Source organism: Actinomadura montaniterrae (genome assembly GCF_008923365.1).
Lineage (GTDB): Bacteria > Actinomycetota > Actinomycetes > Streptosporangiales > Streptosporangiaceae > Spirillospora > Spirillospora montaniterrae.
In genome coordinates, this window is the sequence record NZ_WBMR01000021.1 from 37,232 (window position 1) to 62,069 (window position 24,838).

Consider the following 24,838-nt stretch of genomic DNA (forward strand, 5'->3'; position numbering starts at 1 on the left):
CGGTGAGTGAATTGCCCGAAGGCCAGCAGGTGCCTGCATGGTTCGGCGTTCGATGCTTTTTCAAGGTGGCGGCCAACTCCTATGAGGAGCGCATCACGATCTGGCGTGCCGACAGCCACGATGATGCGATCGCTCTGGCGGAGGCCGACGCGCACGAGTACGCGGAGACTCTCGATGGCGTCGCCTACCTTGACCTGGCCCAGAGTTACCTCATCGGCGATGCTCCCGAACAAGGGAGCGAGGTCTTCTCATTGATACGAGACAGTGATCTGGACGAGGACGAGTACCTCGATACGTTCTTCAACACCGGAACCGAGCGGCAAATGTAGGTGCGCCGGACCGCCTCATCGAGGTTCTTTCTTGGATGCGGGCCGACTCGACAGGTTCGGCATCGGGCGCCTTGCGGGCAGCGACCCTCGCTATAACGCCGGCCGACGTCCTGAAGGCGGACCCGCCTCACATCCGGGAAGGGCAAGAAGCGCTCGCCGAGGCGGGAGACGTCTGCGCGCCGGGAACCGTACTAGTCGCCTCTAGGCCCGGGGGCCCGCGCCGCACTGACCTGGTTGCCGACCACTCCGAACCGGGGTGTTCTCGCGGTGCGCCCGTCCGATCGCACGGACCGCTGGTGGCTGCTGCACGAGCTTCGTTCCCGAAGCGAGGACCTCTCCAAGATCGCGCAAGGCCGGCAGGCCCGGGAGATCAGCCGGCGCGCCTTCTCGCAGCTGGACCTGTCCTGGCCCGACCACGCAGTCCGCCGACGGTTCCAGGAGGTCGCCGAGCCTCTTCATGGCAGAGCCCGCCTGGCCCTTGAGGAGAACCGGCTGCTGAACGAACTGCTCGAGCGAGTGCTGCGGGACGTGTCCTCGATCGGGACACGCCTCTGACGGCATCACCCGTTCCGAGAAGGAACGAGGTATGGGCTCTGCGTCGGTCGGGATATCTCCGGCAGGAGGCGGCCGGCGAGGGCGCGGACGTCGGCGAGCAGGGTGGCGGACGGCTGGTCCAGGTCGAGGGTGTGCTGGTGGATGGTGATGCCGGTGTGCCGGACGCGATGGGCGGCGTGCGGGGCGTTGCCTCTGGCGTACACCAGGTGGCCGTCCCGGAGGCGGAGGGCGGTGCAGTAGGCGAGCATCTGGTACAGGTCGGCGTCGGGGAAGCCCGCGGGCTTCTCGGCCTTGTACTTGGCGTCGGTTGTGCGATACGTCCGAGCGCCCGCCCAGGACGGGAACGGGCGCACGGCGATCGACATCATCACGCCCGATGAGAACATCCGGTTGATCTTCAACGCGGACGTCGACAACCCGCAAGTGGAAGCGCTCGCCGCCGTGCTCGCCGAGTCCATGACGATTCCAGACGCGGAGCGTGACGAGCTTCAACGGCGTCGTTACATCGCCATTGAGGCAGGCAATAGCGGCGAGGACACTGGCACGAAGTCCACCGAACCGACGGAATCGGAGGCCGTGACCGGCGATGCCGAGTAGGACTGTGCGGTGCTTGGTCGCGCTCACGGCTAGGAGATCGTTCGGGCATGGCGCCGGACCAGGCGCGTGATCGACGGGGCGATCCTGAGCCGCGGCAGGACGTCCGGGCGGAACCAGTGCAGCATGATGCCTTCGGTCAGCGTCAGCATGGCCGGGTCACCGTCCCAGCGGCCGGCGAAGATCTGCACCGAGAAAGCCGAAGATCCGCTTTCCGCCACTTCTTCCACCGCGAACGGCTCCAGAACGGGAACTTCGAGCCCCGCCTCTTCTCGCAGTTCCCGCTGGATCGTCTCGGCCAGGGAACGGTCGCCGGGTTCGCGTCCGCCCCCGAGCAGCGACCACGCGCCCGGCTCCACGATGCCGGGGATGTTGTCGCGCAGATGCAGCAGGTACTCGCCACGGCCGTTGAAGATCAGCGCCGAGGCTCTCGACGGCCCTGAGCCGGATGAAGCCATCACTACCGCATCATCACCGCGCCGAGGGCTGACGCCCTCACGCGACACGACCGCACACCTGCGCCGAGGCGGCTACGGTTCACCGTCCCTGCCTGAACCGTCAGCGATGACAGACCACGGGCTACTCAAGTCATCGTGCTCTGCGCGGCGCGAACAAACCCGATCGAGCACGTGGAACCACCGCGCATCAAGGGAAGGAGGGTGAAGCCACTCGTCTGGACCAGCGAGCGCGTCGAGCGATGGCAGGAGACCGGCAAGGTGCCCGCGCCAGTGATGGTGTGGACGGCTGCGCAGACGGGCACCTTCCTCGACTTCATCGCGGAGGAGCGGTTGTACGGCCTCTTCCATCTGGTCGCCTTCGGTGGCCTGCGTCGTGCCGAGGTCGCAGGGCTGGCCTGGGCGGACACTATCTGCAAGGCGCGGGCACGCTGACCGTCCGCGAGACGAGCCCTGATTCGGAGAGCCAGGACGATGATTACGACGACACCAAGTCCGAGGCTGGCGAGCGCACCGTGGCGCTGGACGAGGCGACCGTCTCGGTACTGCTGGACTGGCGAGCCGACCAGGAACGGGAAAGGTCCGTCGCCGGCCCCGAGGTATGGGTGGACTCCGGGCGGGTCTTCACCCGTGAGGACGGGGCCCGGCTGCGCCCCCAGTGGATCTCCACGCGGTTCGAGGACCTGATCAGAAAGTACTGGCTCGTCCGGCACAGGCACTCCGCCGAGGGCTGGTCCGTCGACCGGATCGCCCGTCGCCACCGAGTCTCCGTCCGCGCCGTCCAGATCGCGATCGGAGGTGAGCCTCTGCCGCCGATCCGCTTCCACGATCTACGGCACGGGGCGGCGACGCTCGCGCTGCTGGGCAACGTCAACATGAAAGTGATCAGCGAGACGCTCGGTCATGCCCGCCACTCGTTCACCGCCGACACCTACACCTCGGTGCTTCCAGAGGTGTCCAGGGCAGCGGCAGAGGCTGTGGCGGCGGTCGTCCCTCGTCGACCGCAGACGGGAGTCCCCGCAGCCACCAACGTGATCTCATTCGCGGACCGCCGCAACAGGCGCGGCAAACACGCAGGGTAACCAAGCCACAGAGGGTCGACACCCGGCCTCAGCTGGGGAAGAGCGCACTCCGGCGACGTCCCGTGCACACCATGTGCACACCAGGCGCGGAAAAACGGGCATCTGGAACGCGACAGGGACTTCGTCCAAGATCGCAATCTCGGGCGAAGTCCCTGGTCAGGTGGCGGAGGATCGGGGATTTGAACCCCGGATGGGCGGTAAACCCAAACCGCATTAGCAGTGCGGCGCCATAGACCGGACTAGGCGAATCCTCCAGGAGCCATCAGGCTCAGCACAGGGTACCGGTTCGGCGTAGCAACCGGCAAAGTCTGGCCTGTGGCTCTGAAGCATAGTCCGAACGCGCCCGCCGGGCGACGAGGCGGCCGGACGATTCGCTCCCGGGGCCGCGGGAGCGAAGCGGAGTCGGTCAGCCGATGTGGAAGCCGGCGTTGTAGCCGCAGGCCTTGCCCAGGTCCTCGCCGTGCTGCTGCATCTGAGTGAAGTTGGGCGTCCCGCCGGACAGGTTGCCGGAGCTGAGCTTGCGCAGCGTGGCGGCCGTGTCGTCGAGGTCGCCGGCGAACGCGGTCGCGGCGGTCTCGACGTCGCCGCCGGCGTTCTGGCCCTCGCTGCGGATCTTGGTCGCCGCGTCCGAGAACGTCTGGGCCGTGGACTCGGCGCCGCCGGAGCCGGTGACCGACCCGCCGCTCGAGGCGACGTTCTTCAACTCCGTCTCGATGTTCTTGCAGGCGGTCTTCTTCTTGCCGCCGCCGGTGATGGAGTCCACCGGGCCGCAGGCCGTGGAGCCGAGAATCACGCCACCGATGGCCAGGACGCCGACGAGCTTGGCGGCAGACATGCGCATGAACTTTCTCCTTCAGGGGGGTTTGGGACTTCGGACGAGGGTAAACCTCAGCAGTCACATCCGTCTCGATTACACCTTTGGCGCTAGTTCGCCACAGACGGTTCCGTGACCCGGCTCACACTGACGAGGACGCGTCTTCGACCGCCGATTCGCCGTCCGGTCCCAGGAGCCGGTACAGTTGGCCCCGAACGGGCACCCGTAGCTCAATGGATAGAGCATCTGACTACGGATCAGAAGGTTAGGGGTTCGAATCCCTTCGGGTGCGCCCAGCTCAGAGGCCCCTCGCGATCACCGCGAGGGGCCTCTTACGTTGGCCGGGAGCCACGGCACCGATCACGCCTTGAAGGGCTCCCTCGGCCGCCGCTGTCGCCACCAGCAGTCCCGCATCTGGACGCATACGCCGCGCAGAATCGGTGCACTACTGGATGGCCCTGCGGTCACCCTTGACGGAACCTGTCCGTTGCTAAGTACGGGTCTCGTCGAAGCCGGGGGAGGAAGAACGGCCCGGGCCATCACGGGGACAGGACCCCGCGCGGGAAGAGGGCGGCGCCGTCAACGAGCAGGCGGGGGTGGAGTCTGAGCCCGGGCGCGCCGTGAGCGCTGGCGCTCCACGACGGCGGCCCCCAAGAACAGCACCACGGTGAGCCCGACGACCACTTGGCCTGGACGCTTCACCTGATCTCTGGCCTCATCACATCGAAGCTCGCGCTGGAGGTCGAACTCGCCGGTCGGGTCGCTGCCTATCGGGTGATCATGACTCGGCGAGCGGGAGAGCCACACCGACCCGCAACTCTGCTTGTCCTTGCCCACATAGATGTGCGTTGGCCAGAGGCCGAGGACCACCACGACGAGCAGCGAGCAGAATCCCAATACGACGAGGAGGCGAGGCAAAGACATCGGTTCATGATGAACCACGAGGCCGCTTCCGCGGTACCCGGTCGTAGTCGTCCGGCCCCGCTCAGGAGATCGGTTGAGCGCGTGGTTCCTCGAGCCCGCTTGGACCTGGAAGGTGCGTACGCGCGAATCTGTCTGTCACGGTGAGCGCGCCGTTCGCGCGGAGGCACCTCCGGACAGGTCCGTTCGCCGCGGTTCGTTGGAGACGACGGCGAGGGGAGGCTACAGATGATCACGCCGGGGCGCTACGACTACTGCGGGCTCTACCTACGCGGTCTGTCCAAGGACGCTGCGGTTGACCTGGTGGCCCAAGCCATCGCTACCTCCCTTGACGGCGCTGTTGCACAGCTCAACGGACTTGAGATCGAGGTCTTGCGCAACCCTGGTTTCGTTTCGGACGCGGAGGACTTCCCCACCTGGCCTATCAAGATCGAGGTCGTCAAGCAGGAGGCCGCCCCCAGCCAGATGGTGGACGCGGTCTCGAAGCTCCTCACCTTCGCCTGGCGGGCGGGATACGAAGCAGTTGCCGCATGCGACTACGAGGACGAGCTGCCCGCGGAGGGCGGATATGTCCGGTGCTCTCCGGGTGGCACGGGAGTCGGATGATCTTTAAAGGGTTCGAATCCCTTCTGGTGCGCACTGGTCAGAGGCCCCCGTGGACTCCGCAAGGGCCGCTTGCGTTGGCACGGGAGCCACAGCTCACCGTTCGTGGGTCTGGCGCCTGTTGGGTGTGGAGCGCCTGGAGTTGGGGAGTCAGGACGGGCGTCCGGCGGCTTCAGCTTCCCATCACCAGTCGCGGCTTCCGTCGGCTCGCCTTGGCGCGGACTGCGTCAGGCGAACCGTTCCGGCGTCCCGGATCTTTCACTCGGCGAACGTCCTGGCGCCTTGGCCACTTGGGGTCTTCGGCTCCCGTCGAGCGCTTTTCTGGTCGTGGTCGTTCTGGCGGCTGTGGCGGTGGTCGCGGGGTCGGCGTGGTGTTGGTGGTGCGGGCGCTGTTTAGGTCGGGGGGTTCGTGGGGTCGACTATGACTTTGCGGTGGCTGACTTTCTTGTCGTAGGAGTGGAGCACGGCTTGTGCTTCCGGCTCTACCACCGCTGTTGTTATGTCGGTTCCGGCGAAGGCTCGGATCGCCTCTTCGGACTCCCACAGGGTCATGACTTCCAGCTCTACGAGGTCGTCTCCGTCCAGGCGGAACAGGTAGGCGCCTCGGTGTCCGGCTAGGCGGCGGAGCGTTGGTAGCACTGAGCCGGTGAAGTGTTCGCGGTAAGCCTCCGCACCTGCGGGGGTGGCGGTTGCGCGCCAGACTCTGGCGATCATCATGGCTCGACCATAGCTCCGCCGCTTCGCTAGCCCCCGGCGGGCGGGCTTGGCGGGCGGGTTCTGGTTGCGGAGAGGGATTGGAGGTCGGCGAAGGTTTGGTGGAGGTGGGTGGACAGGGGGTCTGAGGGGTCGTCGATCCAGGATTGGGCGGCCTGGTGGAAGGCGGCCCAGCCGGTCTGGGCGGCCAGGGCGGCCAGGCGGGCGGGGACGCCGCGCCGGCGGAGGGCGTCCGTCAGGGCGTCTGTGAGCAGGGCGGCCTTGGCCAGCTCGCGTTCGCGGAGCGTGGGCGTCGCGGCGATGATCTCGAGGCGGGGTTCGGAGAAGGGGCGGTTCTCCTCGAGGAGGCGTCCGGCCTTCAGGAAGGCGCCGAGCAGGACGTCGAGGGGTTCGAGGCCGGGGGGAGCCTCGGCCACCGCGTGCGTCAGCGCGTCGCGCAGGTCGGCCTCGCCGTCGAAGAGGACCTCGCGCTTGTCCGGGAAGTGGCGGAAGAACGTGCGCTCGTTGACGCCGGCCCGGGCGGCGATCTCCGCCGTGGTCGTCTGGTCGAACCCGCGTTCCTTGTACAGCTCCAAGGCCGCCTGGCGAAGGCGGCGGCGCGCTTCTGCTCCGCTCCGTGGCACTCCCCGAGGCTACCTCAGGTGCCAGTGACTGGCGTTACGTGTAAGGTCAGTGACTGGCGCTAAGAAGCGTCAGTCACTGGCGTTAAGGGGAAGCTCATGCATGTCTTCGTCACCGGAGGGTCCGGGCTGACGGGTCCGGCCGTCGTCGCCGAGCTCGTCGCGGCCGGGCACACCGTCACCGGGCTCGCGCGCTCGGACGCCGCGGCGGCGCGGCTGGAGTCGCTGGGTGCGGTGCCGCACCGGGGATCGCTGGACGATCTCGACAGCCTGCGCAGCGGCGCCGAGGCCGCCGACGGCGTTCTGCACATGGCGTTCGGGGGCGACTTCGCCGATCCCGACGACATGATGCGGCGCGACCGGACCGCGATCGAGACGCTCGGACGGGCGCTGGGACGCTCGGGCAAGCCGTTCGTCAGCACCTCGGGGACGCTGGTCATGCCGGCTGGGCGGGAGAGCACCGAGCAGGACGAGCCCGACCCGGCGGGGATCGCCGGCTTCCGGATCCCGGGCGAGCGGGCCTGCCTGGACTTCGCAGGTCAGGGGGTACGCGCGAGCGTGGTCCGGCTCGCTCCGACGGTCCACGGTCCGGGCGATTACGGGTTCATCGGCATGCTCGTCGACACCGCACGGAAGACCGGAATGTCGGCCTATGTCGGCGACGGCGGCAACCGGTGGCCCGCGGTGCACCGGCTCGACGCGGCGGTCCTGTTCCGCCTGGCGTTGGAGAAGGCCCCCGCCGGAAGCGTTCTCCACGGGGTGGCCGAGAGCGGTGTGACGTTGAAGAGCGTCGCGGAGGCGATCGGGCGGGGGCTGGGGCTGCCCGCGGTCTCGCTGTCGCCGGACGAGGCCGCCGCGCACTTCCCGAGCCCGTTCATGGCCACCGTCTACGGATTCGACGCGCCCGTCTCCAGCGCGCGCACACAGGAGCTGCTCGGTTGGACACCCGTCCACCCGACGCTGCTCGACGACCTGGAGCACGGCGACTATCTCGCGGGCCGCTAGAGCCGGATTTGTTTCTCTGATCGGTTGATTTCGGACGCCGGGTTCGGTGGAGAGGGGTCTCTTCGGGGAGGGGACGGGGCGCCGCGACAGTAGGATCCCGCCTGGACGGCAGGCCCGAGGGGGATCGGAGAGACATGCATTCCAGCTCTGACGGCGCGGCGCCCCGCGAGGAGGACCTCGACAGGTCCGCACCTGGAGACGAGGCCTCGGAGCGGCCGTCCGGCGGAGCGGAGCCGGGAGCGGGCGACGGCTCGGCGGAGCCGGCGAAGAAGAAGAGGAAAGGGTCGTTCTGGAAGGAGCTGCCCGTCCTCATCGTCGTCGCCGTGGTGCTCGCGCTCGTGGTGAAGACGTTCCTGGTGCAGGCCTTCTACATTCCGTCGGGGTCCATGCAGAACACGCTGGAGATCGGCGACCGGGTCCTCGTCAACAAGGTCGTTTACCATACGCGCGACGTCAAGCGCGGCGACATCGTGGTGTTCAACGGAATGGACTCCTGGGATCCCGAGGTGACGTACGAGGAGCCGACGAATCCGGTGTCGCGGTTCTTCCGGTGGGTGGGCAGCGCGTTCGGGGTGGCGCCGGGCGAGAAGGACTACATCAAGCGGGTCATCGGCGTGCCGGGCGACCACGTGAAGTGCTGCGACGCGCAGGGCCGCGTGTCCGTCAACGGGACGGCCCTGGACGAGCGGTCGTACCTCTACACCGATCCGGTCACCCACGAGCAGAACAAGCCGTCCGACCAGCCGTTCGACGTGACGGTGAAGCCGGGGACGCTGTGGGTCATGGGGGACCACCGGGAACTGTCCGCGGATTCGCGCGCGCATCAGAAGGATCCCGGCGGCGGCGCCATTCCGGAGGACCGGGTCATCGGCCGCGCCTTCGTCGTGGTGTGGCCGGTGAACCGGATGAAGATGCTGCACATCCCGGGCACTTTCGATCAGACCATCGGCGGGCTCGCGCCCGCGGCTCCGTTCGCCCTCGGAATGGCGGCCGCGACGCCGGTCGTCCTGCTGCGGCGCCGTTTGCGGAAGGGCTGACGGGCGTCAGGATTCCAATGCGGTCGTGATGCGCCGCCAGGTGCCGTCGCGGGTCCACAGCTGGAAGCGGCCGTAGATCGTGCGCCAGTGGCCGTAGCGGGCGGGGACGCGGCGCCAGGAGACGCCGGTGCGCTCGCGGAAGCGGATGCCGTCGATGACGGCGCGGTGGTCGATCCAGTGCGGGCCGCGGCCGTCGGGCGGGAGGAGGCCGGCGATGCAGGCCCACTGGTCGTCGGAGAGGTCGTGCTCTTCCGCTTGTTTTATAAAACAAGGCGGCTGTGGGTCGGTGAGGCGGGCGCGGGTGCGGCGCACCAGGTCGTCGAACAGGTCGTCGTCGTGGTAGCCCGCCATGCGGCCGGCGATGCGGGACCAGCGTTCGGACGCGCCCGGCACCGTGTCGCCGAGCGCCGCCCCCACGTCATGGGTCACGTCCGACAGCGGGGCCTTGGCCTCCAAGAGCGCCACTCCCACGGTCGTGCGGGCGATCCAGACGAACGCGTCCGCGCGCGCGTCGTCGTCCAACGGGCCACGTTCCAGCGCGGTCAGCAGCCGGTCGAGGGCCGCGGCCCAGGCGGGTGACAGCCGCGCGTGCGTGCCGAACAGCGGCGCGATCCAGGGGTGGGCGACGAGGCAGCGGCGCACGTCCCGCATCCACAGCTCGACCGCGTCGTCCCACGGCACGGCGGCCCCCGGGCCGGGGGCGGCCACGTCCTCCAGGACGAGGCCGGACACCCCGGCCAGCAGCGCGTCCCGGTCCTTGACGTGCCGGTAGATCGCCATCGGGGTGACCCCGAGCCGGGCGGCGGTGGCGGCCATGGTCAGCGCCTCCAGCCCGCCCTCGTCGAGGACGCCCAGCGCCGCCGACAGGACGTCCCGCACGGTCCGGCCGCGCCGGACGACGGGAGAGGAGTTCGTTGACGGTTCCGTGGCCACCCTGCTAAGTCTACAACATACACAACCGGAGGGAGATCGGGATGGCTGTCATCGACCCGAGGAAGTCGTGGGCCGCGCTCGAGGAGCGGCTGGCCCGGGAGACCGACCCGGTCCTGCGCAGGAACCTCGAGATCGTCATCGCCCACACCAAGGCCGAGTCCCGCGGCGACCTCGACGGCCTGATGGCCACCCTCACCGACGAGCCCGCGTACCGGATGGGCACGCCGGGCGCGCCCGGGATGCGGCCGCGCGGCCGCGCCGAGGTCCGCGCCTTCTACAGCGACTTCGTCGCGTCCGGCGCGACCCAGCTGGAGCACGACATCGACCGGCTCGCCGTCGACCGCGACTGCGTGGTCACCGACGGGCTGATGCGGATGGCCTACCCGGGGCGGACGCTGCTCGCCCTCGGCATCGAGGTCGACGACCCCGACGCGTTCTACCTGTACGAGACCCGGATGGCGATCGTGTGGCCGATCGACGAGCAGGGCCGCATCATCGGCGAGGAGAGCTACACCGACCGGGACGGCTTCGCGGGCATCGCCGGCCGCAAGCTCGCCGAGGGCGACATCCTCCCCCTCGGCGCCTGATCCGTCCGGGTGATCCGGAGGCCGGAGATCTTCGGGCCGGCCGCCGCCCCGGAGGCCGGAGGTCTTCGGGCCGGCCGCCGCCCCGGAGGCCGGAGGTCTTCGGGCCGGCCGCCGCGCGAATCTTTGACCATGGGTTTCAGCGCGGGCTGATCTTCGCGGGTAGGAGAGGGAAGATCGATGGTGCCGGGTCCGGGGGGAGGACGGGGTGGCCGGCAGTACCACCGCGACCAAGCCCGCCGCCCTGCTGGCGCTGGCCGTCCCCGCGCTGCTGATCGGCATCGGATCGAGCCTGCTCCTGCTCGGCGTCAGCACCGTCGCGGAGGTGCTGCAGAAGGCCGTCTGGGACCGGCTGCCGCACGCCCTCGGCATCGGCGGGGAGCCCGCCTGGTGGACGTTCCTGATCCTCACCCTGGCGGGCGTCGCGGTCGGGCTCACCGTCGCGAAGGTCCCGGGACGCGCCGGGCCCGACCCCGCCACCGAGGGCCTGGTCGCGCCGCCGATCCCCGCACCCGTCGTCCCTAGCCTGCTGCTCGCCACCGTGCTGACGCTCGCCGGCGGCGTCAGCCTCGGCCCGGAGAACCCGATCACCGCCGTCAACATCGCGCTGGCGTTCGCGCTCGGCACGCGGCTGCTGCCCGCCGTGCCGCGCGAGGCGTGGGTCGGCCTCGCGGCGGCCGGGACGATCGGCGCCCTGTTCGGGACGCCCGTCGCCGCCGCGCTCATCCTGTCGGAGACGGCGCTGGGCAAGCCCGGCACGCCGCTGTGGGACCGCCTGTTCGCGCCGCTCGTCGCCGCCGGCGCCGGGGCGCTCACCACCGTCGCGCTCGCCGCGCCGATGCTGACCGTGGACGTCCCCGGCTACCGCCGCTTCGAGTTCGCGGACCTCGCCAGCGGCTCGGTCATCGCCCTCGCCGCGTGCGCGCTCGGCCTGCTGCTGGTGTACGCGTTCCCGCACGTCCACGCCGCGTTCCACCGGCTGCCCGGCCCGGTGGTCGCGATCACGGCGGGCGGCGCGCTGCTCGGGGTGCTCGGCGCGATCGGCGGCCGGATCACCCTGTTCAAGGGCCTGGACGAGATGAAGACGCTCACCGCGCACGCGTCGTCCCACTCGACCGGCGGGCTGCTGCTGATCATCGTGGTGAAGCTCGCCGCGCTGCTGGTCGCCGCGGCGTGCGGGTTCCGCGGCGGAAGGATCTTCCCGGCGGTGTTCACCGGCCTCGCGATCGGGCTGCTCGCCAACCGGCTGGTCGGCGCCGTCCCGGTGTCCCTGGCGATCAGCTCCGGGGTGCTCGGCCTCCTCGTCGCCCTGACCCGGCAGGGCTGGCTGAGCCTGTTCATGGCCGTCGCCGTCGTCACCGACATCAAGCTGCTGCCGCTCCTGTGCGTCGTCATCCTGCCCCCGTGGCTGCTGGCCATGGGACGCCCGGAGATGCTCATCAAGGAGGGCTGACAGGACGCGGCACGTCAGCCGGCCAGCGCGCGGAGGCTCTCGCGGAGGGACTGGGTGGTGGCGAGGACGGCGGTGGGCTCGTAGCCGCAGTGGGCCATGCAGTTGTCGCAGCGCGGGTCGCGGCCCCGCCCGTAGGCGTCCCAGTCGGTGGTCTCCAGCAGTTCCTTCCACGTGGCGGCGTAACCGTCGGCGAGCAGGTAGCAGGGCTTCTGCCAGCCGAGCAGCGAGTACGACGGGACGCCCCACGGCGTGCAGGCGAACTCGCGCTTGCCTTCGAGGAAGTCGAGGTAGAGCGGGGAGTGGTTGAGCCGCCAGCGCCGCCGCCGGCCGCCCGCGAACGCCGCGGCGAACAGCGCGCGGGTCTGCTGGACGCCGAGGAACCGGTCCTGGTCGGGGGCCTTCTCGTAGGCGTAGCCCGGCGCGATCTCCATCCGGTCGACGCCGAGCTCGTCGTTGAGGTAGTCGAGGGTCTCCCGGATGGTCTCGGGCGTGTCGGTGTTGAAGAAGGTCGAGTTCGTGTAGACGGCGAACCCGGCGGCCTTGGCGGCCCGGATCGCGTCCACGGCCTGGTCGAAGACGCCGTCCTTGCTGACGGACTCGTCGTGGCGCTCCTTCAGCCCGTCGATGTGCACCATCCACGCGAAGTCGCGGTGCGGGCGGAAGCGGTGCAGGTGCTTGCGCAGCAGCACCGCGTTGGTGCACAGGACGACGAACTTGCGGCGCCGCAGCAGCTCGACGACGATCCGGTCGATCTGCGGGTGCATGAGCGGCTCGCCGCCGGCGATCGACACCATCGGCGCGCCGCACTCCTCGACGGCGGCGACCGCCTGCTCGACCGGCATCCGCTGCTTGAGCAGCGACGCGGGCTGCTGGATCTTGCCGCAGCCGGCGCACTTGAGGTTGCAGGCGAACAGCGGTTCCAGCTCCATGATCATGGGGAACTTCGCGGTGCCGCGGAGCTTCTGCCGCACCAGGTGGGTTCCGATCTTGACCGCCAGCCGCATGGGCAGTCCCATGTGCGCCTCCCCGTTCCGCGGGTGTCGTCCGTGCGCCGGGCCGTCCCGGCCTCCAGACGATGCTCCATACAGCGAGTATGAAACATGGTAGCTGTATGTCAACAGGCTTCCGGCAAGGGATCCCGATCCTTCAGGGCCGGAATGAATCGCTGAGGACAGGGCGTCCTCGGGCGGGTGGCGCACGAGCAGGCCCGGCGTTTGAAGACGAGGAGCAAATGCGCATGAATGGCATGAGCAACGCCACAAGCCTGACGAATGCCCGGGCCAGATTCCGATTTTGCGGCCGGGGCCTGCCATAAGCGGTTTAAGGTGTCGACCATGAAGCTGGTGGTGCAGATGAAGCTGCTACCGACGCCCGAGCAGGCGGCGGCACTGCACGCGACCTTGCGCACCTGCAACGCGTTGGCCAACCGGATATCGGGCCAGGCGTACGAGAAGAAAATGTTCTCGCGGGCCGGGCTGCAAAAGCTCGTCTATGCCGAGTTGAAGGCAGCCGGGCTGTCGGCGCAGCCGGCGTTGCACGTGATCCGCAAGACCGCCGATGCCTACACCACGCTGCGCAGCCAGATCGCCGCCGGGCTGCTGGGCGGCGAGAACTCCAAACGGCGGCGTAAGGCCGAGTCCAAGCCCGTCGCGTTCCGGCTCGATGCGGCTCAGCCGTTCGATGATCGGTGTCTCAGCTGGCAGATGGATGCGGGCACCGTGTCGATTTGGACCGTCCACGGCCGGATGCAGAGGATCGCGTTCACCGGCAGGCCGTCGCAGCTGAAGGTCCTGGCCGAGCATCGCAAGGGCGAATCGGACCTGGTGCACCGGGACGGCATGTGGTTCCTGTACGCCACCTGCGAGGTCGACGCGGCCCCGCTCAACACCGACCCGGTCGACTGGATCGGTGTCGACCGGGGGATCGTGAACCTGGCCACCACCTGCGACGGCGCCAACTACCAGGGCAGGGACTTGAGCAGGTACCGGCGGGCGCAGGCGCGGCGGCGTGCCGAACTGCAGAGGAAGAAGGCCGCCGGGTCCCGCTCGGCTGCCCGCCGCCTGACGCGGCGCAAGGCCCGCGAGGGGCGGCACGCCGCGAACATCAATCACAAGATCGCCAAGCAGATCGTGGCCGATGCCCAACGCACCGGACGCGGGATCGCTCTCGAAGAACTGAGCGGTATCCGCGGCCGGGTACGGCTTAGGCGGCACCAGCGGGTCACGCTCTCCACCTGGCCGTTCCACCAGCTCGGCACCTACATCGCCTACAAGGCCGAGCGGGCGGGGGTGCCGGTCCTGCAAGTCGATCCCGCCTACACCTCGCAGCGATGCCCGCGCTGCGGGCACGTCGCACGAGGAAACCGTCCCGACCGGGACCATTTCTGCTGTCGTCGGTGCGGGCTCGCTGGCCCCGCAGACCACATCGCCGCCGTGAACGTCCGCCAACGGGCGCGTACGGCGTGGGCATTTGTCAGCATGCCCGACCCGACCCCTGTTCAGGGGAAGGGTGATGCGACCGCAGCGCGGCAGCCGGCCGCGCTGGGGAGCGCAACGAGGTGTGGACGACCGAGCCGAAAGCCCGGCCGTCCACGACCGAGAAGCTGACTATAGGTTCGCCGTATGACGCCGTCTCGACGCGCGGAGCATGCCGCCGACACTCGTGCCGCACTGCTGGGCGCCGCCCGCGCGCTGTTCGCCGAGCGCGGGTATGCCGCCACCGGCACCGAGGACGTCGTCGCCGCGGCCCGCGTCACCCGCGGCGCGCTCTACCACCACTTCCGCGACAAGGCCGCGCTGTTCGGGGCCGTGGTCGAGCAGGTCGGCGCGGAACTGGCCGAGCGGCTGATCCGCCAGCAGCTGGACCGCCCGGCGGCCGGCGGGCCGCTGGCGCAGATCCGCGACGGACTCGCCGCGTTCCTCGACACCTGCGTCGACAGCGACTTCCAGCGGCTCGTGCTCGTCGAGGGCCCGATCGTGCTCGGCGCCGACGCCTGGAACGACCTCGCCGAACGGCACGGGCTGCGGCTGCTCACCGAATGGCTCGAGCGGGCGATGGGCGCCGGCGAGCTGGACCGGCAGCCGCCGGAGGTGCTGGCCCGGCTGATCGTCGCGATGATCATCGAGGCGAGCCTCGTCATCGCGCGCGCCGACGACCAGGCCGCCGCGCGGGCCGAGGTCGGCGCCGTCCTGGACCGCACCCTCCGCGGCCTCCAACCGGCCTGACCCCGTGCGCCCCCCGGCCGACCCGGCCGCCGGGCGCCGCCTGCGGTTACAGTGTGGGCGGGCCGTGACTGGCGCCTAGGGTGGAGCACCACCGGGGAGCGGCCCGACACGGCCGCCGTGCGCCTGGGCGATCCATGACGACGCCCGGGAGCGGTCGCCGATGCGGACACTTCTGATCGACAACTACGACTCGTTCACCTTCAACCTGTACCAGCTGCTCGGCGAGGTGAACGGGCGGCCGCCGACGGTCGTCCGCAACGATGCCGACTGGTCGGGGCTGTCGGCCGCCGACTTCGACAACGTGGTGATCTCCCCCGGGCCGGGACGTCCCGACCGCGCCCGCGACGTCGGCATCGGCGCCCGCGTGATCGACGAGTGGTCGCTGCCGCTGCTCGGCGTCTGCCTGGGGCACCAGGGGATCTGCCACCGGCTCGGCGGGAAGGTCGAGCACGCGCCCGAGCCCGTGCACGGGCGGGTGTCCGAGGTCGTCCACACCGGTGAGGGCCTCTTCGCGGGGCTGCCGTCGCCGATGCCCGTCGTCCGGTACCACTCGCTGGCCGTCACCGCGCTGCCCGGCGAGCTGGAGGCCGTCGCGTGGTCCGACGACGGCGTGCTGATGGGGGTGCGGCACCGGTCGGCGCCGATCTGGGGCATCCAGTTCCATCCCGAGTCCATCTGCACCGGCCACGGCCGCGAGCTGCTGGCCAACTTCCGCGACCTGACGCGCGCCCACCACGACGCCGGGCCGTACCGGCTGCGCGTCCACCGGCTCGCGGCGGCGCCCGACCCCGAGGCGGCCTACCGGACGGTGTTCGCGGGGCGGCCGGGCGCGTTCTGGCTGGACAGCGGCACGCACGCCGAGGGGACGTCCCGGTTCACGATGATGGGCGACGGCGCCGGACCGCTCGGCGAGCTGGTGACGTACCGGGTCGGGGAGCGGCGCGTCCGGGTGGACAAGCACGGGACGGTGGCGGAGCAGGCGGCCGGCTCGTTCTTCGACTACCTGGAACGGGAGGTGACGCGGCGGGCGCTGCCCGACGACGACGATCTGCCGTTCGGGTTCCGCCTGGGGTACGTCGGCTACCTCGGCTACGAGCTGAAGGCGGAGACGGGGGGCGCCGCCGCGCACGCCTCGCCCACCCCGGACGCCGCGATGGTGTTCGCCGACCGGGCCCTCGTCATCGACCACGCGGAAGGCGAGTCCTACCTGCTGCGCCTCAGCCGCCGGGCCGACGACCCCGAGGTGGACGCGTGGTTCGCCGCCACCGCCGGACTCGTCCGCGGCCTGCCGTCCGGGCCGGCGGCCCCCATCAGGCCGCTGACCGGCGACGGCGCGGCGAAACCGCCCGTCGAGCTGCACCACGACAGGGACGCCTACCTCGCCCTGATCGGCGAGTGCCTCGACGAGATCCGCGACGGCGAGTCGTACGAGATCTGCCTGTCCAACACGGCGACCGCCCGCGCCGCGATCGACCCCGCCGCCACGTTCGCGCACCTCCGGCGGGTGAGCCCCGTCCCGTACGGCGCGCTGCTGGACTTCCCCGGCGTCGCGGTGCTCAGCGCCTCGCCGGAGCAGTTCCTGGCGGTCGGCGCCGGCGGGCTGGTGCGGTCGAAGCCGATCAAGGGCACCCGGCCGCGCGGCGCCACCCCGGAACGGGACGCGGACCTGCGCCGCGAGCTGGCGGGCAGCGAGAAGGACCGCGCCGAGAACCTCATGATCGTCGACCTCGTCCGCAACGACCTGAACACGGTGTGCGCCGTCGGTTCCGTCCGGGTGCCGCGGCTGTTCGACGTCGAGTCGTTCGCGCCCGTCCACCACCTGGTGTCCACGGTCGAGGGCAGGCTCCGCGACGGGGTGACGGCGGTCGGGTGCGTGCGCGCGGCGTTCCCGCCGGGGTCGATGACGGGGGCGCCGAAGGTCCGGACGATGGAGATCATCGACCGGCTGGAGGGCCGGGCCCGCGGCGTCTACTCCGGCGCGCTCGGCTGGTTCTCCCTCAGCGGCGCGTGCGAGCTCAGCGTCGTCAACCGGACGATCGTCGCGGTGCCCGGCGGCGGCGCGTCCTTCAACGTGGGCGGCGCGATCGTCGCGCTGTCCGACCCGGAGGAGGAGTTCGCCGAGATCCTGGTGAAGGCCCGCGCAATGGTCGCCGCGATCGCCGCGTCGGCGCCCCCGGCGCCGGAGCCGTCACCGGGCGGCGCCGCGGGGGCGCGGCCGGGCGCGGATGTGGACGCGCTCCCCCTGCCGGCCGAACAGGTTGAGCACCTCCACGGGTGAGTCGCCGGCGGGGCCGAACCAGTGCGGCAGGCGGGTGTCGAACTCGGCGGCCTCGCCCGGGCCCATGACGAGGTCGTGGTCGGCGAGGACGAGCCGCAGCCGCCCGGACAGCACGTACAGCCACTCGTAGCCCTCGTGGGTACACGGGTCGGGGGTGTTCTGGTCAGCCGGGATGATCGACTTCCACGCCTGGATCGGGCCGGGGTGCGGGGTCAGCGGGATCACCGTGCGGCCGTTGCGGACGACGGGCTTGGCGCGCACGCGCGGGTCGCCGACCTGCGGCGCCCCGACCAGCTCGTCCAGCGGCACCTGGTGGGCCTGCGCTATGGGCAGCAGCAGTTCGAGGCTCGGGCGGCGCTGGCCCGTCTCCAGCCTGGAAAGCGTGCTCTTGGAGATGCCGGTGGCCTCGGACAGCGCCGCGAGGCTCACGCCGCGCCGGGTCCGGACGCGCTTGAGACGGGGGCCGACCTGCGCCAGCGTGTCGGCGATCGCGCCGGCCGGGGCCGCCGGGGAGTGCTCGGTCATCTCCCCATTCCACCGCCCGCGTCCCGGAAACGGCAACAGATGTTGTCGGTCCGTCGCCCCGGGCCGGAGCATCGGCGGCGGAGGTGATCGCCGTGGACGAGACGACGAACGACCAGCCCGGCGGCGTGCGGAGCGCCGCCGGCGACGGGGCCCACGACGTGGTGGTGATCGGCGCCGGAGCGCCCGGGCTGAACGCGGCCCTGCTGCTCGGGCGCGCCCGCCGCAGGGTGGCGGTGATCGACGCCGGCGAGCCGCGCAACGCGCCCGCGGCGCACATGCACGGCTTCCTGACCCGCGACGGGCTGCCCCCGGCGACGCTGCTGGACCTCGGCCGGGCCGAGGTCGCCCGGTACGGCGTCGGGCTGATCCGCGGACGGGTCGAGCACATCGAGCCCGGCTTCCACGTGCGCCTGGACGGCGGGCCGGTGCTCACCGCCCGCCGCGTCCTCGTCGCGACCGGGCTCCGCGACGAGCTGCCCGACATCCCCGGCGTGCGCGAACGGTGGGGCAAGGACCTGCTGCACTGCCCGTACTGCCACGCGTTCGAGGTCCGCGACCGGCCGCTCGCCGTCCTCGGCACCAGCCCCGGCGCGGTGCATCAGGCGCTGCTCCTGCGCGGGTGGAGCGACGACGTCGCCTTCTTCGCCCACACCCTCGACCTGACTGCGGAGGACCGCGAACGGCTGGAGGCGCGCGGGCTGCGCATCGTCGAAGGCCGGATCGAGCACCTGGCCGTCGACGGGGACCGGCTGCGGGGCGTCGCGCTCGCGGACGGCCGGGTCGTCCCCCGCGACGCCGCGTTCCTCTTCCCCCGCATGGTCCCGAACGACGGCCTGCTGACGGGGCTCGGCTGCGCGAAGGACGGCAGCGGATGGGTCGTCACCGACCGCACCGGACGCACCAGCGTGGCGGGCGTCTGGGCGGCGGGGAACGTCGCCGACCCGCGCGCCCAGGTCGTCACCGCCGCCGGGATGGGCTCCGCCGCCGCGTTCGCCATGAACAGCGACCTGCTGGAGGAGGACGTCGCCGGGGCCGTCGCGCGGCGCCGTGCCGCCCTCGGCGCAGTGGGCGGTGGGACCCGATGAGGTCGGCGCCGTCCCGGGGAAGGCTGCCGCTCGGGGTGTACCTGCTCGCGTTCAGCCTGTTCGCTATGGGCAGCGCCGAGTTCCTGCTCGCCGGGGTCCTGCCGGACATCGCCGCCGACCTCGGCGTCGGCCTGCCGTCCGCCGGAGCGCTGATCTCGGCGTTCGCGCTCGGCGTCGTGATCGGCGGGCCGCCGTTCGCGATCCTGACGCTGCGCTGGCCGCGCCGCACCACGCTCGTCGCCACCCAGGCCGTGTTCGCGGTCGCGGTCGCGGCGGGGCTGCTGACCAGCAGTTACACGGTGCTGCTGGGCTGCCGCTTCGTCTGCGGCCTCGCCTACGCGGGGTACTGGGCGGTCGCCGCGGTCACCGCCGTCGGCCTCGTCTCCCCCGACCGCACCGCGCGGGCCTCCGGCGTCGTCGTGTCGGGGCTCAGCCTCGCGATGATCGCGGGCGGCCCGGCGGGCGCGCTGCTCAGCCACTTCACCGGATGGCGGGGCGGGTTCTGGGGCGTCGCCGCGCTGACCGCCCTCGGCGCCGTCCTGAGCCTGACCGCGGTGCCCGCGACGAGCGCGGGCGAGGAGCCCAGCGTGCGGCGCGAGCTCGGCGCCATGCGGCGGCCGCAGCTGTGGGTCGTGTACGCCGCCACGCTGCTCAGCACCGCCGCCTACATGATCTCCTTCAACTACCTCGCGCCGCTGCTGACCGGCGTCACCGGCGTCCCGGCGGTGTGGGTCCCCGGAATCCTCGCGCTGTTCGGCGCCGGCGCGTTCGCCGGGCTGTCGGCGGGCGGCCGGATCGCCGACCGGCGGCCCACGCACGCGCTCCTCGCCGGGGCCGCGGGGATCCTCGCGTGCTCGGTCCTGCTCGCGCTCCTCGCCCGGCACGCGTGGGCCGTCGTCCCCCTCGTCCTGCTCCTCGGGGTCGCGGGGTTCGTGCTGAACCCGGCGATCTACGGGCGGGTGTTCGCCATCGCCGGACGCGCGCCGACGCTCGCGGGCGCCACCACCGTCTCGGCGTTCCAGCTCGGCATCAGCCTCGTCCCGGCGCTCGCCGGCGTCGCGCTGGACGCCGGCGCGGGCGTCACCGCCGTCACCTGGATCGGCGCGGCCCTCGCCGCCGCCGTCGTGCCCGCCGCGCTCCTCGACCGGGCGCTCTCCCAGCGCCGCGCGCAACCCGCGCCCGCCGCGGTGTGACGCACGTTACCTGCGGCGCTGTTATGCGCGCGGCCTCCGCGGTGTCTTGTGGGCAGACCCATCCAGACGGAGGAGGCGGACATGAAGGTGATCGTGGCAGGCGCGGGATACGCCGGGACCCTCGCGGCGAACCGGCTGGCGAAAAAGGCGCCCGGCGCGGAGATCACCGTGGTGAACCCGCGGCCCGAGTTCGTCGAGCGGGTGCGGCTGCACCAGCGGATCGCCGGGACGGGCCGGGCCGCGACCCCGCTGGCGGAGATGCTCCGCGCCGGGATCCGCACCCGGCAGGCCGCCGTCGAGAAGATCGGCGACGGGTGCGTGATGCTCGACGGCGGCGAGACCCTGGACTTCAACTACCTGGTCCTCGCCGTCGGGAGCACGCTCGCGCCGCTGCCCGGGACCGTCCCGGTCGGGACGTGGGAGGGGGCGGGGCAGGCCCGCGCGGCGCTGGCCGCCCTGCCCGCGGGCGCCGCGGTGACCGTCGTCGGCGCCGGGCCGACCGGCATCGAGACCGCCGCCGAGATCGCCCACGCCCGGCCCGGCCTCACGGTGCGGCTCGTCGGGCGGGACTTCGCGGCGTCCCTCTCGGCGAAGGCCCGCGCGCGCGTGCGGACCGGCCTGGAACGGTTGAATGTGACGGTGCTGGACGACACGGTGACGGAAGTGCGGGACGACGGCGAGGTGCTGCTCGGCTCGGGCGGACGGCTCGCCTCGGACCTCGCCCTGTGGGCCGTCATCGGCGCGGTCCCCGACCTCGCCGCGCGCAGCGGCCTGGAGGTCGACGAGCGGGGCCGCGCCCTCGTGGACGAGTACCTGCGCAGCACCGGCGACCCGCGGATCGTCGTCGCCGGCGACTGCGCCGCCGTCCCCGGGTCGCGCATGTCCTGCCAGACGGCGGAACCGCAGGGCGCGCACGCCGCCGACACGGTGGCCCGGATGATCCAGGGCCGCCCGCTCAAGCCGTACTCGGTGGACTACGTCGCCACGTGCATCAGCCTCGGCCGCCGGGACGGCGTCATCCAGCCCTCGCACCGCGACGACAGCCCACGCCGCCGCTTCCTCGCCGGACGGGCCGCCGCGATGACCAAGGAAGGGGTCGTGCGCGGCGCCCGGTTCAGCGCCCGCACCGGCATCGGCGCGACCGGGCTCCCCGGATCGAAGTGACGGGCCGGCGGATCCGGCACAGGACAGGGACGAGGACATGACCGACGACCACGCCACCGACCCGGCCACCGACCCGGCGACCGAGGCCTTCGTCGCCCACCGCAACCTGCTCTTCACCGTCGCCTACGAGATGCTCGGCTCCGCGGCCGACGCCGAGGACGTCCTCCAGGAGACGTGGCTGCGGTGGGTCACGGTGGACCTCCGCCAGGTGCAGGACGCGCGCGCCTACCTCGTCCGGATCACGACCCGGCAGGCGCTCAACCGGCTCCGCGCGATGACCCGCCGCAAGGAGTCCTACGTCGGCCCCTGGCTGCCGGAACCGCTGCTCACCGCGCCGGACGTGGCCGAGGACGCCGTCCTCGCCGAGAGCATGTCGATGGCGCTGATGCTCGTCCTGGAGACGCTGTCGCCGACCGAGCGCGCCGTGTTCGTGCTGCGCGAGGCGTTCGACGTCGGCTACGAGGAGATCGCGGCCGCGGTCGGCAAGAGCCCCGCGGCCGTCCGGCAGATCGCCTACCGCGCGCGCAGGCACGTCGACGCCCGCCGCCCCCGCGAGACGGTCTCCGCCGGGGAGACCCAGGCGGTACTGGACTCGTTCAAGCGCGCGCTCGACACCGGCGACCTGCAGGGCCTGCTGGACGTCCTCGCGCCCGACATCGTGCTGATCGGCGACGGCGGCGGCATCAAGCAGGCCGGGCCGCGGCCGGTCGTCGGGGCGTCGAAGGTCGCCCGGTACATCGTCGGCGGCACCGGCAAGACCAAGGCCTTGATCACCACCGAGCCCACCCTCGTCAACGGCGGCCCGGCACTCGTCCTGCGGCTGGACGGGGAGCTCGACGGCGTCATGGCGGCCCGCGTGGAGGGCGGCCGCATCACCGGCCTCTACTACGTCCGCAACCCCGAGAAGCTGACCCGCGTGAACTCCGAGACCCCGCTCAGCCTGCACTGATCCAGGGGCCCTGCCGGGGCGCCGTATCCTGCGGGTGCCGTGGCCCGTGCTCGCGGGCACCAGGCCCGGTGGACCATTCGACGCGAAGCACAGCCAGAGGTACGGCCATGAGCGGGACGCACCCGGACGCGGCGGGCGGCCCCTTCCGGCACCCGGCGCTGTTCTACCGGGGGCGGGCCGAGTACCTGGCGGGGACGGTCCCGTTCGTGGCCGAGGGCGTCGCGGCGGGCGAGCCCGTCGCGGTCGCGGTGCCCGCCTGGCGGCTCGGGCCGCTGCGCGACGCCGTGGCCGGCCGCCTCGGGTCCGGCGCCCGGCGCGTGCACTGGGCCGACATGACCCGGGCGGGCCGCAACCCCGGACGGATCATCGCCGGCGTCCTGCGCGCGTTCGCCGACCGCCATCCGGGGCGGCGGGTCCGGATCGTCGGCGAGCCGGTATGGCCGTCCCGCAGCGCCGCCGAGTACCCCGCGTGCGCGCAGCACGAGGCGCTGATCAACCCGGCGTTCGCCGGCCGCGCCGCGACGATCCTGTGCCCGTACGACGCCGGCGGGCTGGACCGGCGCGTGCTGGACGAGGCGGCCCGCACCCATCCCGTCCTGATCGACGCCGCCGGGACGCGCGCCAGCGACCGCTACGCGCCCGAGGCGGTGGTCGCCGCCCACAACGTGCCCCTGCCCGCGCCTCCGGAGTCCGCCGGGCGGGTGCCGTTCGACCTCGGCTCGCTGGAGGCGTCCAGGGCGTTCGCCGTCCGGTGCGCCGCGGGGGCGGGCATGCCGGAGCGGCGCGCCATGAGCGTCGAGCTGGCGGTCGGCGAGCTGACCGCCAACTCGGTCCGGCACGGCGGCGGCGCGGGCGTCCTCGCCGTCTGGGACGACGGCGCGCACGTGATCGTCGAGGTCCGCGACGGCGGGCACCTGGCCGACCCGCTCGCGGGGCGCCGTCCCGTGCCGCCCGACGAGCCCGGCGGGCGGGGCCTGCTGCTGGTCAACCGGCTCGCCGACCTCGTCCGCGTGCACACCGGGGCGGGCGGCACCACCGTCCGCGCGTACTTCGCCCGCTGACCGGCCCGCCGCCGTCGCGCAGCGAGTACGCTTCGCGGACATTCCACCCGAAGCGTCGCCCCGGACCGTCCGGAACAGCCGTCCGGCCTGCGGCGACGGCGCTCCCGAGGACCTGGAGGCGGCGGATGGCCGAGTGCGCCGTGACGGGCCGCGCCGTGGCCGGCCGGGCCGTGATCGTGCTGGCCGGGGAGCTCGGCGTGGACACCGTCCAGCACGCCGAGCAGCGGATGCGGGCGCTGCGCCGCGAGCACGGCGAGCACGTCGTGCTGGACCTCAGCGGCCTGCGGTTCCTGGACTCGGCGGGCCTCAGCCTGCTGCTGCGCTTCTACCTGGCCGCCGAGGGCCGCGGCGGCAGCGCCGTGCTGGCCGGGCCGCTGAGCGGCGAGGTGCTGTACGTGCTGCAGGTCACGCACGTCGACCGGCGGCTTCCGGTCCATCCGACCCTGGACGACGCGCTGGCCGCCCCGCCGCCGCCCGGCGGTGGCACCGGCGTCCCGCCGTCCGGGTGAGCGCGCCGGGTCAGGAACCGTCGGGCGGGACCGTGGTCCGGTGCACGGCGACCGCCGGCTCCACCGTCGAGTAGATCGGCACGAACCGGGTGAACCCGGTGGTGCGCAGGACCTCGCGGATCCGCAGGTTCACCGCGGCCAGGGCGAGCGTCCCCGGCGCGCCGCCGTTCTCGCGGGAGCCGTCCTCGTGGGCGCCGTCCTGCGCGGAGCCGGGGCCGGTGTGCTCGGGCGAGCACAGCAGCCGGTGGATCCCGGCGACGACGCTGAGCCCGCTGGAGTCGATGAACGCGACGCCGGAGAAGTCCAGCACGAGGTGGCGCGCGCCGCGGGCGATCAGCGCGGCGAGGTGGTCGCGCAGGCGGCCGGCGGTGGCCACGTCCACCTCGCCGGTCAGCGTGACGACGACCAGATCGGTGTGCACCGGGTCGGCCCGGCTCTGCACGGTCAGGCCCATGGTGGCTGCTCCATACCCGGCGGGAGGCCCGTCATTCATTTCTCCCGTTTCGGACGCTTTCCCGGGAAAGACCGGAATTCCGGCACCCGGAAACGGGGCTTTTTGCGGCGCTTGCGCCGCCCGCCGGGAATCGCCGCGCTCCCCGCGGGTCGCCGGCCCGGCGCGGCCTCCCTGGAAGACTCGACGGTCGACATCGACACGACGAAGAAAGACGATGAGCAGCGAGCCGCAGCGGAACACGGCACCGGGAGCCCGATACCGAGGGGAGCGCCGGGGACTGCGCGCGCGGGCCGCCGCCGGGCCGGCCGCCGCCGTCGCGGACCTGGCGCCGCCCCGCCCGCCGGGAACACGGGGAACGCGAGGAATGCCGGGAACGCTGGGAGCGCCGCCCGCGTCGCGCCCGCACGCCTCCGCGCGCAGGCCGCGGGCCCGGAGGGCGGCCGTGGGCCGGGCCCTCGCCCGCACCGTGCTGATCATCGCCGCGGCCCTGGCGGCGGGACTGCTCACGACCCTGACGTTCGTCCTGCTGCTGTTCGCGGTGGCCTACCTGCTCCAGGGCACGTGGCGGACGGGCCTGTGGCTGCTCGCCGCCGCGCCCGCCGCCTTCGCGTCCGCGCTGGCCGCCGGCGGCTGCCTGCTCCGGCTGCTGCGCCGCACCCGGTCCCGGCTCGGCTGAAGGCCGCGGCACGGCTCCCTG

The 24,838-nt window shown here is 72.1% G+C and carries 30 protein-coding genes, 2 tRNA genes and 1 riboswitch; of the genes, 21 read left to right on the forward strand and 11 right to left on the reverse strand.

Annotated features, from left to right (window positions below):
* Positions 1 to 2 precede the first annotated feature (2 nt).
* Positions 3 to 329, forward strand: coding sequence for a DUF4288 domain-containing protein (locus tag F9B16_RS10735; protein ID WP_225991535.1), 327 nt, complete (start codon positions 3 to 5; stop codon positions 327 to 329).
* A 234-nt stretch (positions 330 to 563) separates the two neighbouring features.
* Positions 564 to 884: a restriction endonuclease subunit S domain-containing protein gene (locus F9B16_RS10740; protein WP_151539864.1), complete on the forward strand. Its 321-nt coding sequence runs from the start codon at positions 564 to 566 to the stop codon at positions 882 to 884.
* A gap of 5 nt (positions 885 to 889) precedes the next feature.
* On the opposite strand, the gene F9B16_RS10745 is transcribed toward F9B16_RS10740, so the two are convergent.
* Positions 890 to 1,270, reverse strand: coding sequence for an McrC family protein (locus F9B16_RS10745; RefSeq protein WP_225991536.1), 381 nt, complete (start codon positions 1,268 to 1,270; stop codon positions 890 to 892).
* A gap of 4 nt (positions 1,271 to 1,274) precedes the next feature.
* On the opposite strand from F9B16_RS10745, the gene F9B16_RS50780 reads away from it, so the two are divergent.
* Positions 1,275 to 1,481: a hypothetical protein gene (locus tag F9B16_RS50780; RefSeq protein WP_192808714.1), complete on the forward strand. Its 207-nt coding sequence runs from the start codon at positions 1,275 to 1,277 to the stop codon at positions 1,479 to 1,481.
* Between the two features lie 29 nt (positions 1,482 to 1,510).
* Here F9B16_RS50780 and F9B16_RS10750 read toward each other — a convergent pair whose 3' ends face one another.
* The gene (locus F9B16_RS10750) at positions 1,511 to 1,984 is read right to left on the reverse strand and encodes an NUDIX domain-containing protein (protein WP_225991537.1); all 474 of its coding nucleotides are present in this window, start codon (positions 1,982 to 1,984) and stop codon (positions 1,511 to 1,513) included.
* 153 nt (positions 1,985 to 2,137) lie between these two features.
* Here F9B16_RS10750 and F9B16_RS50785 point away from each other — a divergent pair, with 153 nt between their 5' ends.
* Together F9B16_RS50785 and F9B16_RS10755 are read left to right on the forward strand one after the other, a co-directional pair.
* Positions 2,138 to 2,368, forward strand: coding sequence for a hypothetical protein (locus F9B16_RS50785; protein WP_192808709.1), 231 nt, complete (start codon positions 2,138 to 2,140; stop codon positions 2,366 to 2,368).
* Between the two features lie 80 nt (positions 2,369 to 2,448).
* Positions 2,449 to 3,015: a tyrosine-type recombinase/integrase gene (locus tag F9B16_RS10755; RefSeq protein WP_192808710.1), complete on the forward strand. Its 567-nt coding sequence runs from the start codon at positions 2,449 to 2,451 to the stop codon at positions 3,013 to 3,015.
* 161 nt (positions 3,016 to 3,176) lie between these two features.
* On the opposite strand, the gene F9B16_RS10760 is transcribed toward F9B16_RS10755, so the two are convergent.
* Both F9B16_RS10760 and F9B16_RS10765 read right to left on the reverse strand, forming a co-directional pair.
* Positions 3,177 to 3,269, reverse strand: a tRNA-Ser gene (locus F9B16_RS10760).
* 152 nt (positions 3,270 to 3,421) lie between these two features.
* On the reverse strand, positions 3,422 to 3,856 hold the full coding sequence (locus F9B16_RS10765; protein WP_151539867.1) for a hypothetical protein: 435 nt from the start codon (positions 3,854 to 3,856) through the stop codon (positions 3,422 to 3,424).
* 192 nt (positions 3,857 to 4,048) lie between these two features.
* Between F9B16_RS10765 and F9B16_RS10770 the strand changes: the two genes are divergently transcribed.
* Positions 4,049 to 4,121: transfer RNA gene (locus F9B16_RS10770), tRNA-Arg, on the forward strand.
* Positions 4,122 to 4,408: 287 nt separating this feature from the next.
* Here F9B16_RS10770 and F9B16_RS10775 read toward each other — a convergent pair.
* Positions 4,409 to 4,753 (reverse strand): hypothetical protein, encoded by a 345-nt coding sequence (locus tag F9B16_RS10775; protein WP_151539868.1) that lies wholly within the window; start codon positions 4,751 to 4,753, stop codon positions 4,409 to 4,411.
* Positions 4,754 to 4,978: 225 nt separating this feature from the next.
* Here F9B16_RS10775 and F9B16_RS10780 point away from each other — a divergent pair, with 225 nt between their 5' ends.
* Positions 4,979 to 5,356, forward strand: coding sequence for a hypothetical protein (locus tag F9B16_RS10780; RefSeq protein ID WP_151539869.1), 378 nt, complete (start codon positions 4,979 to 4,981; stop codon positions 5,354 to 5,356).
* 390 nt (positions 5,357 to 5,746) lie between these two features.
* Here F9B16_RS10780 and F9B16_RS10785 read toward each other — a convergent pair whose 3' ends face one another.
* Complete coding sequence (locus tag F9B16_RS10785; protein ID WP_151539870.1) at positions 5,747 to 6,070, reverse strand: antibiotic biosynthesis monooxygenase family protein; 324 nt, start codon at positions 6,068 to 6,070, stop codon at positions 5,747 to 5,749.
* 26 nt (positions 6,071 to 6,096) lie between these two features.
* On the reverse strand, positions 6,097 to 6,690 hold the full coding sequence (locus tag F9B16_RS10790) for a TetR family transcriptional regulator (RefSeq protein WP_151539871.1): 594 nt from the start codon (positions 6,688 to 6,690) through the stop codon (positions 6,097 to 6,099).
* A 96-nt stretch (positions 6,691 to 6,786) separates the two neighbouring features.
* On the opposite strand from F9B16_RS10790, the gene F9B16_RS10795 reads away from it, so the two are divergent.
* Positions 6,787 to 7,692: an SDR family oxidoreductase gene (locus tag F9B16_RS10795; RefSeq protein WP_151539872.1), complete on the forward strand. Its 906-nt coding sequence runs from the start codon at positions 6,787 to 6,789 to the stop codon at positions 7,690 to 7,692.
* Positions 7,693 to 7,826: 134 nt separating this feature from the next.
* Entirely contained in the window at positions 7,827 to 8,729 is a 903-nt protein-coding gene (gene lepB / locus F9B16_RS10800; RefSeq protein WP_151539873.1) for a signal peptidase I, read from the forward strand.
* 6 nt (positions 8,730 to 8,735) lie between these two features.
* Here the strand turns inward: lepB and F9B16_RS10805 are convergent, their stop codons facing one another.
* Positions 8,736 to 9,662, reverse strand: a complete 927-nt coding sequence (locus F9B16_RS10805; RefSeq protein ID WP_151539874.1) for a transposase — start codon at positions 9,660 to 9,662, stop codon at positions 8,736 to 8,738.
* A gap of 41 nt (positions 9,663 to 9,703) precedes the next feature.
* Here F9B16_RS10805 and F9B16_RS10810 point away from each other — a divergent pair, with 41 nt between their 5' ends.
* Entirely contained in the window at positions 9,704 to 10,249 is a 546-nt protein-coding gene (locus F9B16_RS10810) for a nuclear transport factor 2 family protein (RefSeq protein WP_151539875.1), read from the forward strand.
* Positions 10,250 to 10,454: 205 nt separating this feature from the next.
* Positions 10,455 to 11,699, forward strand: a complete 1,245-nt coding sequence (locus tag F9B16_RS10815) for an ion channel protein (protein WP_225991538.1) — start codon at positions 10,455 to 10,457, stop codon at positions 11,697 to 11,699.
* Between the two features lie 14 nt (positions 11,700 to 11,713).
* Here F9B16_RS10815 and hpnH read toward each other — a convergent pair whose 3' ends face one another.
* Entirely contained in the window at positions 11,714 to 12,715 is a 1,002-nt protein-coding gene (gene hpnH / locus F9B16_RS10820) for an adenosyl-hopene transferase HpnH (RefSeq protein WP_151539876.1), read from the reverse strand.
* A gap of 318 nt (positions 12,716 to 13,033) precedes the next feature.
* Here hpnH and F9B16_RS10825 point away from each other — a divergent pair, with 318 nt between their 5' ends.
* The 3 genes from F9B16_RS10825 to pabB all read left to right on the forward strand — a co-directional run bounded on the left by F9B16_RS10825 (position 13,034) and on the right by pabB (position 17,201).
* Positions 13,034 to 14,305, forward strand: a complete 1,272-nt coding sequence (locus F9B16_RS10825; RefSeq protein WP_225991539.1) for an RNA-guided endonuclease InsQ/TnpB family protein — start codon at positions 13,034 to 13,036, stop codon at positions 14,303 to 14,305.
* A gap of 15 nt (positions 14,306 to 14,320) precedes the next feature.
* Complete coding sequence (locus tag F9B16_RS10830) at positions 14,321 to 14,923, forward strand: TetR/AcrR family transcriptional regulator (RefSeq protein WP_151539877.1); 603 nt, start codon at positions 14,321 to 14,323, stop codon at positions 14,921 to 14,923.
* Positions 14,924 to 14,977: 54 nt separating this feature from the next.
* A riboswitch (ZMP/ZTP riboswitch) is annotated at positions 14,978 to 15,059 on the forward strand.
* A gap of 24 nt (positions 15,060 to 15,083) precedes the next feature.
* On the forward strand, positions 15,084 to 17,201 hold the full coding sequence (pabB, locus tag F9B16_RS10835) for an aminodeoxychorismate synthase component I (RefSeq protein ID WP_151539878.1): 2,118 nt from the start codon (positions 15,084 to 15,086) through the stop codon (positions 17,199 to 17,201).
* Here the strand turns inward: pabB and F9B16_RS10840 are convergent.
* On the reverse strand, positions 17,112 to 17,726 hold the full coding sequence (locus F9B16_RS10840; protein ID WP_151539879.1) for a helix-turn-helix domain-containing protein: 615 nt from the start codon (positions 17,724 to 17,726) through the stop codon (positions 17,112 to 17,114). The two genes, pabB and F9B16_RS10840, sit on opposite strands and share 90 nt — an antisense overlap.
* A 92-nt stretch (positions 17,727 to 17,818) precedes the next feature.
* Here F9B16_RS10840 and F9B16_RS10845 point away from each other — a divergent pair, with 92 nt between their 5' ends.
* The 6 genes from F9B16_RS10845 (at position 17,819) to F9B16_RS10870 (ending at position 23,687) form a co-directional block, all read left to right on the forward strand.
* Positions 17,819 to 18,811: an NAD(P)/FAD-dependent oxidoreductase gene (locus F9B16_RS10845; RefSeq protein ID WP_151539880.1), complete on the forward strand. Its 993-nt coding sequence runs from the start codon at positions 17,819 to 17,821 to the stop codon at positions 18,809 to 18,811.
* Positions 18,808 to 20,004, forward strand: a complete 1,197-nt coding sequence (locus tag F9B16_RS10850; RefSeq protein WP_151539881.1) for a Cmx/CmrA family chloramphenicol efflux MFS transporter — start codon at positions 18,808 to 18,810, stop codon at positions 20,002 to 20,004. The genes F9B16_RS10845 and F9B16_RS10850 overlap by 4 nt, the downstream gene beginning before the upstream one ends.
* An 81-nt stretch (positions 20,005 to 20,085) precedes the next feature.
* Positions 20,086 to 21,168, forward strand: a complete 1,083-nt coding sequence (locus tag F9B16_RS10855) for an NAD(P)/FAD-dependent oxidoreductase (RefSeq protein ID WP_151539882.1) — start codon at positions 20,086 to 20,088, stop codon at positions 21,166 to 21,168.
* Between the two features lie 37 nt (positions 21,169 to 21,205).
* Positions 21,206 to 22,117: an RNA polymerase sigma-70 factor gene (locus tag F9B16_RS10860; protein ID WP_151539883.1), complete on the forward strand. Its 912-nt coding sequence runs from the start codon at positions 21,206 to 21,208 to the stop codon at positions 22,115 to 22,117.
* A 107-nt stretch (positions 22,118 to 22,224) separates the two neighbouring features.
* Positions 22,225 to 23,178 carry a sensor histidine kinase gene (locus F9B16_RS10865; RefSeq protein ID WP_151539884.1) on the forward strand — a complete coding sequence of 318 codons (954 nt, stop codon included), beginning with the start codon at positions 22,225 to 22,227 and terminating at the stop codon, positions 23,176 to 23,178.
* 125 nt (positions 23,179 to 23,303) lie between these two features.
* Positions 23,304 to 23,687: an STAS domain-containing protein gene (locus tag F9B16_RS10870; protein WP_151539885.1), complete on the forward strand. Its 384-nt coding sequence runs from the start codon at positions 23,304 to 23,306 to the stop codon at positions 23,685 to 23,687.
* Between the two features lie 10 nt (positions 23,688 to 23,697).
* Here F9B16_RS10870 and F9B16_RS50790 read toward each other — a convergent pair whose 3' ends face one another.
* On the reverse strand, positions 23,698 to 24,141 hold the full coding sequence (locus tag F9B16_RS50790) for an STAS domain-containing protein (RefSeq protein WP_192808711.1): 444 nt from the start codon (positions 24,139 to 24,141) through the stop codon (positions 23,698 to 23,700).
* A gap of 442 nt (positions 24,142 to 24,583) precedes the next feature.
* On the opposite strand from F9B16_RS50790, the gene F9B16_RS10880 reads away from it, so the two are divergent.
* Positions 24,584 to 24,817: a hypothetical protein gene (locus F9B16_RS10880; RefSeq protein WP_151539887.1), complete on the forward strand. Its 234-nt coding sequence runs from the start codon at positions 24,584 to 24,586 to the stop codon at positions 24,815 to 24,817.
* Positions 24,818 to 24,838 lie beyond the last annotated feature (21 nt).

What these genes read in the sequence shown, in the direction of transcription:
- F9B16_RS10775 (WP_151539868.1), bottom strand. Translation starts at nt 4,753, where the DNA reads ATGTCTTTGCCTCGCCTCCTCGTCGTATTGGGATTCTGCTCGCTGCTC.
- F9B16_RS10780 (WP_151539869.1), top strand. Translation starts at nt 4,979, where the DNA reads ATGATCACGCCGGGGCGCTACGACTACTGCGGGCTCTACCTACGCGGT.
- F9B16_RS10795 (WP_151539872.1), top strand. Translation starts at nt 6,787, where the DNA reads ATGCATGTCTTCGTCACCGGAGGGTCCGGGCTGACGGGTCCGGCCGTC.
- F9B16_RS10830 (WP_151539877.1), top strand. Translation starts at nt 14,321, where the DNA reads ATGACGCCGTCTCGACGCGCGGAGCATGCCGCCGACACTCGTGCCGCA.
- F9B16_RS10870 (WP_151539885.1), top strand. Translation starts at nt 23,304, where the DNA reads ATGGCCGAGTGCGCCGTGACGGGCCGCGCCGTGGCCGGCCGGGCCGTG.
- F9B16_RS50790 (WP_192808711.1), bottom strand. Translation starts at nt 24,141, where the DNA reads ATGGGCCTGACCGTGCAGAGCCGGGCCGACCCGGTGCACACCGATCTG.
- F9B16_RS10850 (WP_151539881.1), top strand. Translation starts at nt 18,808, where the DNA reads ATGAGGTCGGCGCCGTCCCGGGGAAGGCTGCCGCTCGGGGTGTACCTG.
- F9B16_RS10865 (WP_151539884.1), top strand. Translation starts at nt 22,225, where the DNA reads ATGAGCGGGACGCACCCGGACGCGGCGGGCGGCCCCTTCCGGCACCCG.
- hpnH (WP_151539876.1), bottom strand. Translation starts at nt 12,715, where the DNA reads ATGGGACTGCCCATGCGGCTGGCGGTCAAGATCGGAACCCACCTGGTG.
- F9B16_RS10855 (WP_151539882.1), top strand. Translation starts at nt 20,086, where the DNA reads ATGAAGGTGATCGTGGCAGGCGCGGGATACGCCGGGACCCTCGCGGCG.
- F9B16_RS10785 (WP_151539870.1), bottom strand. Translation starts at nt 6,070, where the DNA reads ATGATGATCGCCAGAGTCTGGCGCGCAACCGCCACCCCCGCAGGTGCG.
- F9B16_RS10860 (WP_151539883.1), top strand. Translation starts at nt 21,206, where the DNA reads ATGACCGACGACCACGCCACCGACCCGGCCACCGACCCGGCGACCGAG.
- F9B16_RS10745 (WP_225991536.1), bottom strand. Translation starts at nt 1,270, where the DNA reads ATGTTCTCATCGGGCGTGATGATGTCGATCGCCGTGCGCCCGTTCCCG.
- F9B16_RS10765 (WP_151539867.1), bottom strand. Translation starts at nt 3,856, where the DNA reads ATGCGCATGTCTGCCGCCAAGCTCGTCGGCGTCCTGGCCATCGGTGGC.
- F9B16_RS10825 (WP_225991539.1), top strand. Translation starts at nt 13,034, where the DNA reads ATGAAGCTGGTGGTGCAGATGAAGCTGCTACCGACGCCCGAGCAGGCG.
- pabB (WP_151539878.1), top strand. Translation starts at nt 15,084, where the DNA reads ATGCGGACACTTCTGATCGACAACTACGACTCGTTCACCTTCAACCTG.
- lepB (WP_151539873.1), top strand. Translation starts at nt 7,827, where the DNA reads ATGCATTCCAGCTCTGACGGCGCGGCGCCCCGCGAGGAGGACCTCGAC.
- F9B16_RS10810 (WP_151539875.1), top strand. Translation starts at nt 9,704, where the DNA reads ATGGCTGTCATCGACCCGAGGAAGTCGTGGGCCGCGCTCGAGGAGCGG.
- F9B16_RS10840 (WP_151539879.1), bottom strand. Translation starts at nt 17,726, where the DNA reads ATGACCGAGCACTCCCCGGCGGCCCCGGCCGGCGCGATCGCCGACACG.